The organism is Burkholderia sp. Ac-20345, assembly GCF_017104825.1.
Classification (GTDB): Bacteria; Pseudomonadota; Gammaproteobacteria; order Burkholderiales; family Burkholderiaceae; genus Burkholderia; species Burkholderia lata_B.
Genome location: NZ_JAAGPO010000029.1, coordinates 24616 through 40169, shown reverse-complemented (window position 1 = coordinate 40169; position 15554 = coordinate 24616). Strand labels below are relative to the sequence as shown.

Sequence of the window (15554 nt, the reverse complement as noted above, 5' to 3'; positions counted from 1 at the left end):
GTGCCTTGTTGCGGTGGTCCCTTGCCCCTAGAGTTGAATCCAACAAGCGGTTCAACTCAGGAGACAGAAATGACCGACACGGCATTCCATACCGTCTTTGGCTCGCTCGACAGTTACCGGAAGGGCGAGATCGAAATCACGAGCGGCAGCGCTCAACACTACGCGTTCTCGAATGTGTTCGAGATCGCATCGAAGTCGGCCCCTTACGAAAAGGTCGTCGCCGGCAAGAACCTCGAATACGTGATCGAAGTGCTTCGGACCGACGGTCAGTCGCCGTGGTTCGCCTGCGCGCACGACGAGTTCGTGATCCAGATGGATGGCGAAGTCCGGATCGAATTCATCAAGCTCGATACGCCGCCGGCATCTGGGCGCGGCACCGTGAGCGCCGGCGCACAACCTGCCGGCCGCAAGATGGGCTACGTCGTATTGCGCCAGGGCCATCAGGCGCTGCTGCCGGCCGGCTGTGCATACCGCTTCACCGCGAGCCAGCCGGGCGTCGCGCTCGTGCAGACCATCCTGGGCGAGCTGTCCGTGGAGAAGTGGGCCGACATCTGCCTGCACTGATTCGTCCGACCTCATTCGACACTATTCCAGGAGACACGTTATGGCCACCCTCGAAACCCTCGACACTTCCGCAGGCTTTGCCGCCGATCTGGTGCGATCGACCGAAGCCGATGCCGTCACCGGCTACCGCCGCTTCCAGCTCGGCGAATTCGAATTCCAGCGCGACGAATATTTCGTGAAGATCAGCTGGCCCGCGAAAGGCCAGACACGCACGCACGCGATGCCGGCGGACGCGTTCCTGCGCGCGATGATGCGCGACGTGGCGTGGGGCTTCTTCTACGGCTGGGTGAACTTCGACCACGTGTTCGGCACGCGCAATCACTACGGCAAGGTGGACATGTATGCGGGTACGTTCAACGGCATCCTGAAGGATGCCGGGGTCGACTACACCGAGACCTTCGAAACGCCCACGATCATGGCGACCTTCAAGGCGATGCTGCACGACTGGACGAACGAAGGCTTCGATCCGTTCGCGGCGCCGGAGGAAACCGGTACGGCATTCGGACGCAAGCACGGCGACAACGGCTCGGCGATCGAGCGTACGCGTATCGCGACGCGCCGCATGCCGGGCCTCGAAGGCGACTCGCCGCTGCGCGACGACCTGCCGGTCAACCGTGCGTTCGTCGACGTCGCGCAGGACGAACCGGAAGTGCACGTCGAGCCGGGCTTCGAAGGCGAACTGCACGCGTTCAACCTGTTCAAGTACCTGTCGCGCTCGGATGTGACGTGGAATCCGTCGGTCACGTCGGTGTGCGGGCGCAGCCTGTTCTGCCCGACCACCGAGGAATTCATCCTGCCGGTGTTCCATGGCAACGACCGCGTCGAATGGTTCCTGCAACTGTCCGACGAAATCGTGTGGGACATCGGCGACAAGAACACCGGCGCGCCGCGCGCACGCGTGACGATGCGAGCCGGCGATATCTGCGCGATGCCCGCCGACATCCGGCATCAGGGCTATTCCACGAAGCGGTCGATGCTGCTGGTCTGGGAAAACGCGACGCCCGACCTGCCGCAACGCTACGAGAGCGGCGAGCTCGCGCCGTATCCGATCGCGTTCTGAGCGGCGCTTCCGCTTCAGGTTCAGCTTCTGCTTCTGCAATACACCGAGGACGATTCATGCAAACCCAACTCTTCATCGACGGGCGCTTCGTTGACGCCGTCGACCGCAGCACGATCGACGTGCTGAATCCGCACGACGGCTCCGTCATCACGAAGATCGCGGCCGCCACCGCGGCGGACGTCGATCTGGCCGTCGAAGCCGCGACCCGCGCGTTCCCGAAATGGTCGGCGCTGCCGGCCGCCGAACGCGGCCGCTTGCTGCTGCGCCTGGCCGACGCGATCGAGGCCAACGCGGAGGAGCTGGCACAGCTCGAATCGCTGGACACCGGCCACCCGATCCGCGATTCGCGCGCGCTCGACGTGCCGCGCACGGCCGCCTGCTTCCGCTACTTCGGCGGCATGGCCGACAAGCTGCAAGGCTCGGTGATTCCGGTCGAAACCGGCTTCCTGAACTACGTGCAGCGCGCGCCGATCGGCGTCGTCGGGCAGATCGTGCCGTGGAATTTTCCGCTGATGTTCACGAGCTGGAAGATGGGCCCGGCGCTCGCCGCCGGCAACACCGTGGTGCTCAAGCCGTCGGAAATCACGCCGCTGTCGACGCTGCGCATCGTAGAGCTGATGGCCGAGGTCGGATTTCCCGCGGGTGTCGTCAATATCGTCCCCGGTTACGGACATACTGCCGGCCAGCGGCTCGCCGAACATCCGGGCGTCGGCAAGATCGCGTTCACCGGATCGACGGCCACCGGCCGCCGGATCGTCGAAGCATCGCAGGGCAACCTGAAGCGCGTGCAGCTCGAACTGGGCGGCAAGGGCGCCAACATCGTGTTCGACGATGCCGACCTCGACGCGGCCATCAACGGCGCAGCATGGGCGATCTTCCACAACCAGGGGCAGGCGTGCATCGCCGGCTCGCGTCTCGTGCTGCACGAACGCATCGCGGATGCGTTCCTCGAGCGCTTCGTGGCGCTCGCGTCGTCGATCCGCATCGGCAACCCGCTCGATGCGAACACCGAGATGGGGCCGCTGACGTCGAAGCAGCACCTCGATCGCGTGCTGTCTTATGTCGACGTCGCACGCGAGCAGGGTGGGCGCGTGCTCACCGGCGGCAGCGCACCGCAGGATCCGGCGCTCGCCAACGGCTACTACGTGCGCCCGACGGTCATCGAGGCCAGGAGCGCGGCCGACCGCGTCGCGCAGGAGGAAGTGTTCGGCCCGTTCGTCACGGTGCTGCGCTTCGGCAGCGACGACGAAGCGCTGGCCATTGCCAACGCAACGGAATACGGGCTGGGCAGCGGCCTCTGGACGAAGGATCTCTCGCGGGCACACAAGATGGCGTCGCGGATCAACGCGGGCATGTGCTGGATCAACTGCTACAAGCGCGTCAATCCGGGCAGCCCGTTCGGCGGCGTCGGCCAGTCGGGCTACGGCCGCGAGATGGGCTTCGAGGCGATGCACGACTACACAGAAGCGCGGTCGGTGTGGGTCAACGTCGACGGCAACGTGCCGCCGCACTTCAAGCGCTGAGGTTCGCCATGGATCGCTTCGTCTATCAGGGCACCCCTTCCCGTGTGGTGTTCGAATGGGGCGCGCTCGACAGGTTGCCGGACGAGCTGTCGACGCTCGGCGCCCGCCGCGCGCTTATCCTGTCCACGCCCGAGCAGCGGCCGCTCGCCGAGCGTGTGGAGGCGCTCCTGGGCGAGCGTGCTGCCGGCATCTGCGCGCAGGCGGTCATGCACGTGCCGATCGAGGTCGCGCGTGCGGCTCGCGAGATGGCCGGCGGGCTGGACGCGGACTGCTGCGTCGCGATCGGCGGCGGGTCGACGATCGGGCTGGGTAAGGCGATTGCGCTCGAATCGGTGCTGCCGATCCTGGCCGTGCCGACGACATATGCCGGCTCGGAGATGACGCCGATTTTCGGGCTCACGGAGGGCCGGCTGAAGCGCACCGGGCGCGATGCGCGCGTGCTGCCGCGTACGGTGATTTACGACCCGTCGCTGACGTTGACGCTGCCGCCGGACATTTCGGCCGCGTCGGGCATCAATGCGATGGCGCATGCCGTCGAGGCGCTCTATGCGGAAGACGCGAACCCGGTGATCAGCCTGATGGCGGAAGAATCGATCCGCGCGCTCGGTGAAGCGCTGCCCGTCGTGGTGCGCGATCCGGGGAACCGCGAGGCGCGCAGCCGCGCGTTGTACGGCGCGTGGCTTGCGGGAACCTGCCTGGGCGCGGTTGGCATGGCGCTGCACCACAAGCTGTGCCACACGCTCGGCGGCACTTTCAACCTGCCGCACGCGCAGACGCATGCGGCGATGCTGCCGCATACCGCGCACTACAACCACGCTGCTGCGCCCGATGCGCTGCGCCGCGTAGCGCGTGCGCTGGGCGGGAGCGACGCGGCCGAAGCCGGCCCGCTGCTGTTCGCGTTGAACGCGCGGCTCGGCATCGCGCCGGCGCTTGCCGATATCGGGATGCCGGAGGCGGGCCTCGACGAAGCGGCCGACCTCGCGTGCCGTAACCCATATGCGAATCCGCGGCCGATCGAACGCGCGGCGATTCGCGCGCTGCTGCAGCACGCGTGGGAAGGGCGCGCGCCGCAATGAGCGGCGTAACGCGTCAACGGAGACAGACATGAGTCATGACCACCACGACGGCGGCGCCGCGCTGACCGAGCAGGTCGTTGCCAGCTTCGACGGCACGCCGAGCCCACGCCTGAGTGCGCTGATGCAGAGCCTCGTGCGGCATCTTCATGCGTTCGTCTGCGACCGGAGCTGACCGCCATGGCTCGATTCTTTGCGGTGTTTGCGACGGACCAGCCCGGCATGCGCGACGTGCGCGATCGCGTGCGGCCGGTTCACCGGACTTACCTGCGCTCGGCCGACCAGCACGGTGTGGTGGTGCGGCTCGGCGGCCCGACGCTGGACCCGCACGGCGACGCGATGAACGGCACGCTGCTCGTCGTGGAGGCGGACGACATTCAGGCGGTGATGCAGTTCATCGGCAACGACCCGTACGTGAAGGAAGGGCTGTTCTCGCACGTGGAAGTGCGTCCGTGGGACTGGAGCCTCGGCAACCCCGAGCAGCGAGTGTGAATCATGGAAGCACGACAACTCTGCCACTTTTCCGATGTGCCCGACGGCGGCGCACGGGTCGTCGATGAAGCATGCATCGGACGTCCCGTGATCGTCGTGAGACGCGGCGAGCAGGTATGGGCCTATGTGAATCGTTGCCCGCACTTCTCGGTGCCGCTCGATTTCGTACCGGGTAGCGTTTCCTGTTACCGGTCGCAGGTTTTGATGTGTGCCCATCACAGCGCGTTGTTCCGGTTCGATGATGGCGCGTGCATCGATGGGCCGTGCTCGGGCTCGGCGCTGGAGGCCGTGGCTGTCGAGGTGGATTCAGCAGCGTGGGTTATCTATCGGGGCGCTTGATTCTAGTGTTTCAATGAGTGCGAGCAGGGCCGGTTGATACGACGTTTATCGTATTAATCAATCAGTAAAGCTAATCATGTTTAAGGTGTCTGGTAATCGACACCTGAACGAAGACGATCCCTTGTGCAGCATCGAGCGAGCACCTGCCACGTAGCAGGTGGCGGCCTCGCATTTTCATAAAAAAGACGGAGACGAAATGAAACTCAGGTTTGGAGCAGTGGCGATTCTCGCCTTGGCGCAGGGCGCATGGGCGCAGAGCAGCGTGACGATGTTCGGGCTGATTGATGCCGGCATCTCCTATGTCAGCAACGAGGGCGGCGGAAAGAACGTCAAGTTCGACGATGGCATATTCGCGCCCAATCTGTTCGGCTTTCGCGGCACGGAGGATCTCGGTGGCGGATATCGTGCGACGTTCGCGCTCGTGAACCAGTTTTCGATGGCGAACGGCAGCATCATCGGGACCGGGATTTTCGGGCGCAATGCGTATGTCGGCCTTGAAAGCAACCGGTTCGGCAGCATCACGCTGGGTAATCAGTACGACTTCATGGTGGACTCGCTGTTTTCAAAGAACAACGCGATTTCACGGGATATCTCGGGGCTTTACGGTTTTCGCAATGGCCCGTTCCAGCGTCTCGCGCTTCCGGACAATCCGACCGGTGCATTCGATTGGGATCGCACCGCAGGCAGCAAGCCGATCGCGAATTCGGTCAAGTACAGTTCGCCGACGGTTTCGGGCTTTTCCGGCGGCGCGATGTATGCGTTCGGCGGGGTGGCAGGCTCGGTGGGTGCAGACAATGCCGTCAGCGCCGGGCTGAACTATGAGGCGGGGCCGTTCGGGGTGGGCGCGGCGTACACGAACGAGAAATACGGCCCCGCGCCGGGCGTGCCGTCCACCAGCGTGCGCAACTGGGGCGTCGGGATGCACTACGACTTTGGTGTCGTCACCGCGAATGCGCTGATGACCACCGTGCGCAATTCGTTCAACGATGCTGGCGTGTGGATGGGCGAAGCGGGCGGATTGTGGCACGTCAGGCCGGATATCGTGCTGGGCGCGAAGTACATGTACATGAAAGGTAATGAAGCGGTGAACAACAACCACGCGCATCAGGTCAGTGTCGCGCTTCAGTACCTGTTCTCGAAGCGGACGATGGTTTATGTGTCGGCGGACTACCAGCGGGCGAACAGCGGCGCGAATGCGCAGGTCAATGGCGTGCTGGATCCGAATGGGGCTTCGAGTTCAGCCAGTCAGACGGTGGCGCGGGTGGGGTTGCATACGGTGTTTTGACGGAGTGCGGGATCCCGTTCCTCAAGAGCACAGGGCGACACATGCTCGCCCTGCGTCGATATTCCCCATCACCGATATTTCCCGCAGGGTGTGCAGCACGACGATATTTTCCTGGTAAGTGAGCGGTAAGTCGACTGGTCCTACAGTAGCCCCCGTTTCGATCGTCGACTCCAGGAAAATGATGGTGAAAATAGCCTCCCGCCGCGAACTTCCGTTATTGCTGCTTGCCGCTTCATTCGCATTTTCGTCTGCTTCCGCTTGGGCGGACGAAGGCATGATCCCGCCCGATTCCGATAATTCGGGGCTGACCATCCTCAACAACGCGACGAATGTGACGCATTGGGGATTGGGTGCCGGAGTCGGTATCGCGCCGTCGGTCTACCAAGGCGATGGCAACCGAGTGTTGCCGTTTCCGCTGGTTTATTTCGACAACAAATGGGTACAGGCCGTCGGTACCACGGCCGACCTGAAAATCGGAAGCTGGAGCGGCGTCAGCGTCGCCCTTCGTGGCCAGTTCTCGCTTTTCGACGGATACAAGGGCTCGGACGCACCGATCCTGAACGGCATGGAAAATCGCAAGGGCGCGCTCTGGTACGGGCCTGCACTGTCATGGGGCACCGGGTTCGGTACGTTGTCGGGCACGTTCCTGTTCGGCGGAAACAAGGGCGAGCGCGCGAAAATCGGCTTCGAGAAGGCGTTTGCTTTCGGCCAGTTCTCGATCGCGCCGCATGTCGGCGCGGAATGGCTGAGCGACAAATACGTCGACTACTATTACGGCGTGCGACCATCGGAGGCGCGCGCCGGGCGCGCCGCCTACAGCGCGGGTTCGACAGTGAACGTGTCGGCCGGCACGCGTATCGACTACCGGCCGACGAAGCAGCAGACGATTTTTCTGGATGTTGGCGTGTCGCGTCTCGGCGACGCCATCGCGGACAGCCCGATCGTTGGAAGACGGTTCGTTCCCGAAGCCAGAGTGGGCTACATGTATCGGTTCAAGTGAGTACGAGTATGCCAAGAGTGGCGATTGTCGAGGATCATCAGCGCCTCGCCGACCTGTTGTCCCAGGCATTGGCCGCTGCGGGAATCGAATCCGACCTGTTCGGCAATGTCCGGGAAGCCGCTTACGGTGTCGACCGGGCCGACTACGCGTTGCTGATCATCGACCGCGGATTGCCCGACGGAGAGGGGCTGGCGTTCCTGCGGACGCTGCGCGCGGCAGGACGCATGACGCCATGCCTGATGCTGACGGCGCGCGACGCGCTGCATGACCGCATCGACGGACTCGAAAGCGGGGCTGACGACTACGTGACCAAGCCGTTTGAAATGAGCGAACTCGTCGCCCGCGTGCGCACGCTGATGCGACGCCCGGTGTTGCTGACGGCGCTCGTCGCGTCGTTCGCGGATGTATCCGTGGACCCGCCACAGCGCGCGATGCGCTGCGGCGACCGGACGGTACTGCTTGCGCCGGCCGAACTGCAGGTCATGCTTTGCCTGATCGAAGCCGCAGGCCGCACGGTACGTCATTCGATACTCGAGCATGCCGCATGGGGGCTCGGGGAGGCGGTCACGCCGAATGCGCTCGAGGTGACCGTGCACCGCTTGCGCAAGAAGCTGGCTTCAATTGGTGCAACCATGCGACTGACCAATATCCGGGGTGCCGGCTTCGCGCTGCGGGACGCATGACGCTTCGCCGCGCTTTGCTCGTTGCCGCTTCAGGGTAAGAAAGCGACCATGTTCCATCATTGGATTCGACGCCTGTCGACGCGTCTGTGGGTGACCAACGTCGTTGCGTTCGCCATCAGCCTGGCGCTGCTGTCCTTGCTGTCAATGTATGTCCTCGATCGATATCCGGAATTCTTCGGGCGGCGGCAGCAGATGGAGAGCATCCGTCATATCGAGGCCGGATTGAGCTTCGACGCCGACGGGCGTCCGGTATCGGTGCGATTGGGCGAGCGCCCTGCGCTGATGTTCCGGCTCTTGCCGACGGAGGTGAAGTATCGCGTGCTCGATGCGACGGGGAAGCCGTTACTGGCCTCGGTGCCGTCGAACGGCAATCGGCCGTGGTTGACGGAGGATCTTGCGAAGGCGGCCGGCAAGGTGGTGCCCACCACGATCGACGGCAATGCGTATTTGGTCGCCACGCAGCGCGCATCGAACGGGAGCGTCGTCTATTACGTGCAGGTGGCGCAAAGCAGGCAGCTTCTCGATGCGCTCATCATGTCGAGAATCGATCCGATACCGAAGACCGTCGGAATTGTGCTGGTCATTGCGACCATCATTTTCGGACTGACGCTTCCGCTGACGATCAGCCGCGTGCTGAAGCCGTTACGGGAGGTATCGCGTGCCGCGAGGGGCATCGAGCCGCGCAACCTGAAGACGCGGCTGTCTTCGAACGGTATTCCCAGCGAGATCAAGCCGCTGATCGATGCGTTCAACGATGCGCTGACCCGGCTCGAGAACGGCTTCGCCGTCCAGCAGCAGTTTCTGGCCGACGCCGCGCATGAGTTGCAGACACCGCTCACGCTGGTCAGAGGCCAGATCGAGTTGCAGCCCGACATCAGGCAGAAGGCGCTCCTGCTTCGCGAGATCGACCTGATGGCCCGGCAGGTCAAGCAACTGCTGCATCTGGCCGAAGTCAGCGAAGCGCAGAACTTCAGCTTCGGCGACGTGAACGGCGTCGACGTCGCGCGAGACGTCGTGAGCTTGCTCGCCGGCAAAGCCGATGCGAAGCAGGTGAAGCTCCATATCGAAGCGCGCGAATCCGCGACACCCATACGGGCTGATGAAGGGGGGCTTTTCATCCTGCTCAAGAACATCCTCGAGAATGCGATCAACGCGTCACCGTCGGACGGCGTCGTCGTGCTGACCGTTCTTGAGACGGCGATTCATGTCGACGATGAAGGGCCGGGTATTCAGCGGGAGCATCTTCCGTTGCTCTTCGACCGATACTGGCGAGCGCCGGATTCACTGTATGACGGTGCCGGTCTCGGGCTGGCAATCTGCAAGGAGATTGCCGTGGCCCATCAATGGAAACTGACGGTCGATGTACTGGCCACGGGGACGAGGTTCAGCGTCTGGTTTTAGTCTGCCGGTTGTCGTGCGCGGCCGGACTCCCATATTACAAGGGCCTGATCTGGGGTCCCACCCGGTCCAATTGTGGCTTTCCCGGGGTTCCTTGTTCGGCATCGATTTTTCGGTATAATGAACCAACGTTCGGAATGTCGAACGTGAGAAGTCAAGCATCCAGAGTCGGACTTTCCGACGCCAACCTGCCCTCCCGGGCAAGGTGGACGCCTTCGAGGCGATGCGGCCGATTTACGGCAACGAAACGGGAGCAGCATGGCTGGCACCGGTTCGATAACCACTCATCCGGAGCAACCATGCGTCAAGCTACCTCTGCTTCCTGTCCGACAGTCTGTGAAGACTGGTCACGCTACCTCCCTGGTTTCACGCTGACGCATACGGTTCATCTCGTTTCGAGACGGAATCCAGGCATCGTCTCGACCGCGGCTGCCGTACTCGAAGGTGAAACCGCCACGGTCGACCGTTGGGCCATCACCCGCTGTGGTGACGTTCTCGAGCAAAAGATCGTTCTCGGGGAAATGACGGAAGGGCAAGCGGTTCGGCTGCGCGAGCGACTTGCTGCACTCGATGGCGTACTGCGCACGAGGGTGGAGCATCATTTCGTGCGGGCGGGTTCGGCTGCCTCCTGAAATTCACCGGGGAGCGGCCGTTAGACGATGGATTCTCATCGTCGCCGTATCGACTGAAAAGGGCGGGCAATGATCCCTCCCTTGTAAAAGATCGGACTAGATCAAGCCGGCCGCGTCAGATCGGCTGACTCAGTTCGGCCATTTCAAGTCGTTCGCTCGTGTCCGCAATGCCACCGGCTCGAATTGAGCGAGGTGTTCCTCCGGGTGCCATGAACCAGAAAAACTTGACAATGAGAGCACATGCTCCTATCTTTGCCTCAAGAGAGCATATGCTCTCATTTTCGAACGGAGCGAAGCGATGAACGAGGCCGAAATTCTTGTGAGCGGTGCAACCGGACGGACCGGAGGTATTGCCATTGACGAACTGCTCAAGATGGGCAAACGCGTGCGGGCATATGTGCGCACGGATGACGACCGGGCGGCCGCCCTGAGGCGGCGCGGTGTCGAAATCGCGGTGGGGGACTTCACCGACATCAACGACATTCGGGCAGCGATGGAAGGAATCCGGTCAGCCTATTTCCTTCATCCGATCGCGCCGGGAATCATCGGGGCCGCGGCCTATTTCGCGCAGGCAGCAAAGGAGGCGGGCGTCTCGGCGATCGTCAACATGTCGCAGATTTCCGCACGCCGGGAGTCGGCGAGCCACGCGGCACAGGATCACTGGGTTTCCGAACAGGTCTTTGATTGGTCGGATGTCGCGACTACCCATTTGCGCCCCACTTTCTTCGCCGATTGGCTCGTCTATCCGCATTTTGCAAAGGAAATCCGGGCCACGAGGAAGATTGAATTTCCGTTTGGCAACGGCCGTCACGCGCCCATCGCCTCCGACGATCAGGGGCGCGTCATCGCTCATCTCCTCGCCAACCCCGCAGGCCACGAGGGCAAGACCTATACGCTCCACGGCCCCGTCGAGATGAACCATGTCGAGATCGCAGCCGCGATGAGCGAGGTTCTCGGCACCCGGATCGAATACGCGCCGACTTCCATCGAGGAATTCCGAATCAAGATGGAAACCCTTTACAAGTTTCCGCCGTTCCTCACGCAGCATCTGGTCGAAGTCGCGCAGAACTACCGCGACGGCATTTTCTCGGGCACCAACGATGTCGTCGAGACAATCACCGGGAAGCCGCCGCTGTCGGTCCAGCAGTTCGTCGCCAAGAATCGGTCCGCATTCGCGTGAACCCATCCTTAAAACGAATCGAGGTTTGAATATGTCAATCACTCAAGACGAGCGCCACCCGTTTCTCGATGATCTGACGGCTGACGCGGAGTTGGTCAGCTCGGTGTTGCGCGGTCCCGTCATCGGGCGCGACGAAATCCGGCTTGCCGTCGACGCCGTCGGAACCTTCTACGCGTCACAGACGCCCACTTTTCTTGAAACCGTCGGCTCGCGGCTTTTTCTTGAATACGAGGCTGTTCTGACGAGCGGCGAGGAGTTGAGCGCGGTCGTCGTGGTCGATCGCAACGCCGACGGATCGGTGCCGCGAGTCAGCGTGCGAATGAGCCCGCTTGGCGCTGTACTGACGCTCGCCACCCATCTGCGGGGGGCGCTCTCGAAGCAGTTGCCGGAAAACGCCTTTCTTTGAACCGAGCACGCGCAGGCTGGCGGCGCGAGTCGACTCGCACCCGGCATGCGGCCTTTGAAAGAGGAGCATGTGATGGATATCAAGAACGCCACCGTCTTCATCACCGGTGCCAATCGCGGCCTGGGTCTGGCTTTTGCGCGAGAGGCACGTCGTCGCGGGGCGGCGAAAGTCTATGCGGGCATGCGCAACACGAGCGGTTTCGACGAGCCGGGCGTTGTGCCGGTCAGGATCGATGTCACGGATAAGGCGTCGATCGCCGAGGCCGCGAAACTGGCGGCGGATACGACGCTGCTGGTCAACAACGCGGGGATTGCCGCTCTGATCGACGGGCCTCTGGCGGCCGACATGGAAGCGCAATCCGCTCGCATGTTCGATACCAACTACTACGGCGTAGTGCGCGTCACACAGGCCTTCGAGCAGATATTGTCGGCCCAGCCGCATGCCGCCATCATCAACGTGCTTTCCGACATCGTGTGGCTTCCGCGGCCCTATCTGACACCGTATGCTGCGTCGAAGGCCGCCGCGTGGAGTTACACAAACCAGCTGCGCCTGTATCTGCACGAGCGTGGCATCCAGGTTCTCGGCCTGCACGTCGGATTCGTGGATACAGACCTGACCAACGGCATTGACGTGCCCAAAGCCAGTCCGGAGGACGTCGTGCGACAGACTTACGACGCTCTCGCTTTCGGCAAGAGCGAGGTGATGGCCGACGAGGGGACAGCGGTGCTGAAGAGTACGCTTGCCGCCGAAATACCCGGCTACATCACACCGCCTGCAGGGCTTTGAACACCGCAGATGATACGGGGCGGTTGCGGCAGCGAGACATGCGGTGCGCGGATCGCCGTACGCCAGCGCCGCCGCTCCCGGCTTTCGTAGAAAGATACCGCCACACCTTCGCGCGACGTACGCTTGGCGTTCGCGCCATTAACCGAAATCAGGAGTAGAACGGATGTTGCCGGTCAACCAGCCGCTTGGAATCGATCAATGCAACTGCTTCGCCGTAAGGAAAGCGAGCAGGCAGATCTCCCGACTCTACGATAGCCATCTTGAGCCCGCGGGCCTGCGCATCACGCAATTCCTCACCCTGGCCGCCCTGAACGAGGTGGGAAGTACCCCGGTCAACGCCCTTGCCGAACGGCTCGATATCGAACGAACGGCGATGGGGAAAATGGTTGGCTTCCTGGAGCGCGACGGCTTCGTCACGATCAAGCCGTCGCCCACGGACGGCCGAAGCCGTCTGATCGAGCTCACCGAGGAAGGGCGGCGCCTGCACGACAGGGCAGCCCCTCTCTGGCGGGAGGCGCAGCGGGAGTTTGAGCAACTGAACGGCGTAGACAATGTTGCGACGTTGCGGGAGGGGTTGAGAGGGGTGGTCGTCGGCGACGTGTCGATGCGTTCGTCGGAAGGCTAAGCCTCCGGATGCATTGCGACGGCAACATGATTCGTAAAACCAGTCATCATTCGAGGAAGGGCCATGAAACCTCCTGTCACCATCGGGGGCGTGCTGCTCATGACTGGAAGGCGGCGATGAACCCGTTCGCCATCCTCTACGAGGATCGATTCGTTCGACCATCCGTGTGAATCTCAACCCGCCTTGAACATGGAAATTCTGACACTCCCGGTCCGTCGTGCCCCTGCTCGCTTGTCGTGGATTGTTGTAGTCTGGGCAATACGATAGTGTGGCGCACCGGCCTGCCGCCGAACTGATAATGAACCCATGATGTGTCGCGCAGGCGATCGGTGAACCCGAATGGTTGGTACGTTACCGATCGTTTGATCCTGCCGATCTCATAGTCGACCGATCCGCCAGAAAATCAGGAGTTTGTCGTGCTTCACCGGAAATCCATGTTGGGCCGTCTGAATGTCGCGTGCGTCGTCGCCGTGGCGATCATGCTGGCCCCAGTCGCGACGCGTGCAGCGGCCGACAATGTCAACGAAACGGCGAGCGTCGCGCCTGCCGTTTCGGCCAACACATCGCTCACGCGGCCGATTGTCGGCGACGATCCGGTTGCGATTCGGGAAGCACTGGAGAAGCTGCACGTCAAAAGCGCGTCCCCGTCCCTGAGCAATCGCGTCCGCAGCCTGATCCCCGGCGTGGCCGACAAGCATGGCCAGAACGCCGACCTGGCCGCGGTCAACCTGGATCGTGAGGTAACTTTCCTGGTGCCGGTGTCATACGGGCTGCGATATCAGTCGCAGAAGCATCTGTTGAAGGTGAACGTCGACCTGGTCGACGCCGACGGCGAAGGCCGGACAGGTATCCTGCTCAGAAAGGTCATTACCGGGCCGCGAGGGCGCGGGCTCGTGATCGCACCCGAGGCGAAGGCAAAAGGCTATATCCAGCAGATCGACATCATCGAACTCGATCCCGGAAAAGGCAGGAAGTCCACCGTGCGCGGCCGCGTGAGGCTGTCACCCGCTGCGTACGCGCAAATGCATGGCGGGTTCGCGTTCGCACTTTCCGGGCGCCTGGTCCGGCCGTACCTGACCGAACACATCGAGCACGCCGAGCCGAGCAACGACGAGCCGACCGACATCACGACGAGGACTTCGAGGTTGTACCTGGATATCGAATCCATTTCGCTCGTGAATCCAGCGAGTGGTGTGGTGTTGTTGAAGAAGCTGAGTCTCTCGAAATAGCGGGTTTCTTGCGCGAGTCTTTGGCCGGTAAAGGGGCTCCGCAACGGAACATGTCGAGCGTGCGGGGTTGAGCGAGCGCACGCTGCAGCAGCGCTTTTCCAGCGATGTGGGCGTGACGCCGAAGCGGGTGATCTGTCGATACCGATTGCATGAGGCCACCGACCGGCTCGCCGGCGGCGAGCCGGTCGATCTCGCGGAACTGGCTCATGCCTTCTCGGGTATCTCGATCAGACTCGCTTGACGCGCGATATCCGCAAGACTCGGGCGGTGTATCGGCGGGGCCATGGTCGCGGTTGATGCCGCGGCACACGGCGGCGGCGCCACGTCAGACCGGATGTGCTGCTGCGGAAACAGGGCGACGTCTGCCTGACCGTTGCTCGGCTGCGACGCGGGCAAGTTCAGTTCAGTCATTCCGGAAAACTTCTGCGCTGCGCGTCGTCATGACCGGCCCGTGCTGAGTTGCAATAGTTCTGGTTACATGCCGTCGCCAGTTCCGGTTACGCGTGGATTTCGTCGAAAAATCAATGGCCTCTCCGCCCCACTCAGGCACACCCAATCGAGCCGGTGTTTGCGCGGACACCCTGTACATCAAAACACCTGCTTTTACAATAATTTCGGTTACGGCCATCCTCGATGACAAGGACCGGCCGTATTACGAGCACAAGCTCGCTGCGTGACGTCCGAGCGGCTACGCCTGGACGTCGCTATAAACCGCCAGATTTTTCTTGATTCGAGCTGCGTCGAGGTCCTGTATTTCCTCAATTTGCTCGATTGCTGCTATGTAGTCGGGTGGGAGTTTTGCCTCACGGGCACCATAAAGCACGTGATATTTGTACCAGTGATACGGCCTGAGCCCTGGCTCCGTCTTGGTTGCGAAATAAGTGAATGACGTAACGACTCCTTGGTCTGTCGGAACCCGAATCTCTTGTCGCTCATAGGTTCGACCGGCGTCTTCGTATTTGTCCAGGGCGGGCAGGCTGCCAACATCTATGGCGAACAGAACCCCCCACACGCGGTGCCCTGGTTCCCCGGTGTACTTGCAATCGCATTTGCCTGAGCCATCGATGGAAGCCTTGTCAAACGTGAGTTGGTATCCATCGAGATAGCCGTTCGCGATGTGCCGAATTGGTTTGATGCGGTCGGACAGCCGCGGCGCACTCATGTTGGACCCGTATGCAAAGTACGCGAATTCATTTGGTTTGAGCATTTCTTCCCCTTAGTATTCAGCGCCCGCGCCCTGAATGCTTAGACGTACCCCAAGCCCCTGCGTGAGCGCTTT

19 protein-coding genes, 1 pseudogene and 1 riboswitch are annotated in these 15554 nt (G+C 62.3%); of the genes and pseudogenes, 18 read left to right on the top strand and 2 right to left on the bottom strand.

Annotated features, from left to right (window positions below):
- The first annotated feature begins 69 nt into the window (after positions 1–69).
- From G3O06_RS13655 to G3O06_RS13620, 8 genes and pseudogenes are all read left to right on the top strand, one after another.
- Positions 70–564, top strand: a complete 495-nt coding sequence (locus G3O06_RS13655; protein ID WP_205816338.1) for a hydroxyquinol 1,2-dioxygenase — start codon at positions 70–72, stop codon at positions 562–564.
- 40 nt (positions 565–604) lie between these two features.
- Complete coding sequence (locus G3O06_RS13650; protein WP_205816337.1) at positions 605–1624, top strand: hydroxyquinol 1,2-dioxygenase; 1020 nt, start codon at positions 605–607, stop codon at positions 1622–1624.
- Positions 1625–1680: 56 nt separating this feature from the next.
- Positions 1681–3147 carry an aldehyde dehydrogenase family protein gene (locus G3O06_RS13645; RefSeq protein ID WP_205816336.1) on the top strand — a complete coding sequence of 489 codons (1467 nt, stop codon included), beginning with the start codon at positions 1681–1683 and terminating at the stop codon, positions 3145–3147.
- An 8-nt stretch (positions 3148–3155) separates the two neighbouring features.
- Positions 3156–4223, top strand: coding sequence for a maleylacetate reductase (locus G3O06_RS13640; protein ID WP_205816335.1), 1068 nt, complete (start codon positions 3156–3158; stop codon positions 4221–4223).
- 28 nt (positions 4224–4251) lie between these two features.
- Positions 4252–4380, top strand: a pseudogene (locus G3O06_RS13635) (6-chlorohydroxyquinol-1,2-dioxygenase); the annotation flags it as partial.
- Positions 4381–4400: 20 nt separating this feature from the next.
- Positions 4401–4712, top strand: coding sequence for a YciI family protein (locus G3O06_RS13630; RefSeq protein WP_174918324.1), 312 nt, complete (start codon positions 4401–4403; stop codon positions 4710–4712).
- 3 nt (positions 4713–4715) lie between these two features.
- On the top strand, positions 4716–5051 hold the full coding sequence (locus G3O06_RS13625; RefSeq protein ID WP_174918325.1) for a Rieske 2Fe-2S domain-containing protein: 336 nt from the start codon (positions 4716–4718) through the stop codon (positions 5049–5051).
- Positions 5052–5247: 196 nt separating this feature from the next.
- Positions 5248–6336: a porin gene (locus G3O06_RS13620; protein ID WP_205816363.1), complete on the top strand. Its 1089-nt coding sequence runs from the start codon at positions 5248–5250 to the stop codon at positions 6334–6336.
- A 21-nt stretch (positions 6337–6357) separates the two neighbouring features.
- Here the strand turns inward: G3O06_RS13620 and G3O06_RS13615 are convergent, their stop codons facing one another.
- A complete protein-coding gene (locus G3O06_RS13615; protein ID WP_205816366.1) occupies positions 6358–6612 on the bottom strand; it encodes a hypothetical protein in 255 nt (84 codons plus the stop codon).
- On the opposite strand from G3O06_RS13615, the gene G3O06_RS13610 reads away from it, so the two are divergent.
- From G3O06_RS13610 to G3O06_RS13565, 10 genes are all read left to right on the top strand, one after another.
- Positions 6521–7336, top strand: a complete 816-nt coding sequence (locus G3O06_RS13610; protein WP_205816362.1) for a MipA/OmpV family protein — start codon at positions 6521–6523, stop codon at positions 7334–7336. The two genes, G3O06_RS13615 and G3O06_RS13610, sit on opposite strands and share 92 nt — an antisense overlap.
- 8 nt (positions 7337–7344) lie before the next feature.
- Entirely contained in the window at positions 7345–8019 is a 675-nt protein-coding gene (locus G3O06_RS13605) for a response regulator transcription factor (protein ID WP_174918328.1), read from the top strand.
- Positions 8020–8067: 48 nt separating this feature from the next.
- Complete coding sequence (locus G3O06_RS13600) at positions 8068–9420, top strand: ATP-binding protein (protein WP_174979401.1); 1353 nt, start codon at positions 8068–8070, stop codon at positions 9418–9420.
- A gap of 150 nt (positions 9421–9570) precedes the next feature.
- Positions 9571–9674: riboswitch (SAM-I-IV-variant riboswitch) on the top strand.
- Positions 9675–9716: 42 nt separating this feature from the next.
- Entirely contained in the window at positions 9717–10049 is a 333-nt protein-coding gene (locus G3O06_RS13595) for a hypothetical protein (protein WP_205816334.1), read from the top strand.
- Between the two features lie 298 nt (positions 10050–10347).
- Positions 10348–11229, top strand: coding sequence for an NmrA family NAD(P)-binding protein (locus G3O06_RS13590; RefSeq protein WP_205816333.1), 882 nt, complete (start codon positions 10348–10350; stop codon positions 11227–11229).
- Between the two features lie 31 nt (positions 11230–11260).
- The gene (locus G3O06_RS13585) at positions 11261–11635 is read left to right on the top strand and encodes a hypothetical protein (RefSeq protein WP_205816332.1); all 375 of its coding nucleotides are present in this window, start codon (positions 11261–11263) and stop codon (positions 11633–11635) included.
- Between the two features lie 72 nt (positions 11636–11707).
- Positions 11708–12421, top strand: coding sequence for an SDR family oxidoreductase (locus tag G3O06_RS13580; protein ID WP_174970448.1), 714 nt, complete (start codon positions 11708–11710; stop codon positions 12419–12421).
- A gap of 163 nt (positions 12422–12584) precedes the next feature.
- Positions 12585–13046, top strand: coding sequence for a MarR family winged helix-turn-helix transcriptional regulator (locus G3O06_RS13575; protein ID WP_174970449.1), 462 nt, complete (start codon positions 12585–12587; stop codon positions 13044–13046).
- Between the two features lie 416 nt (positions 13047–13462).
- Positions 13463–14275: a hypothetical protein gene (locus tag G3O06_RS13570; protein WP_205816331.1), complete on the top strand. Its 813-nt coding sequence runs from the start codon at positions 13463–13465 to the stop codon at positions 14273–14275.
- 67 nt (positions 14276–14342) lie between these two features.
- Positions 14343–14516 (top strand): helix-turn-helix domain-containing protein, encoded by a 174-nt coding sequence (locus G3O06_RS13565; protein ID WP_241019904.1) that lies wholly within the window; start codon positions 14343–14345, stop codon positions 14514–14516.
- Positions 14517–14963: 447 nt separating this feature from the next.
- Here the strand turns inward: G3O06_RS13565 and G3O06_RS13560 are convergent, their stop codons facing one another.
- Positions 14964–15482: a gamma-glutamylcyclotransferase family protein gene (locus G3O06_RS13560; protein WP_205816330.1), complete on the bottom strand. Its 519-nt coding sequence runs from the start codon at positions 15480–15482 to the stop codon at positions 14964–14966.
- Between the last annotated feature and the right edge of the window lie 72 nt (positions 15483–15554).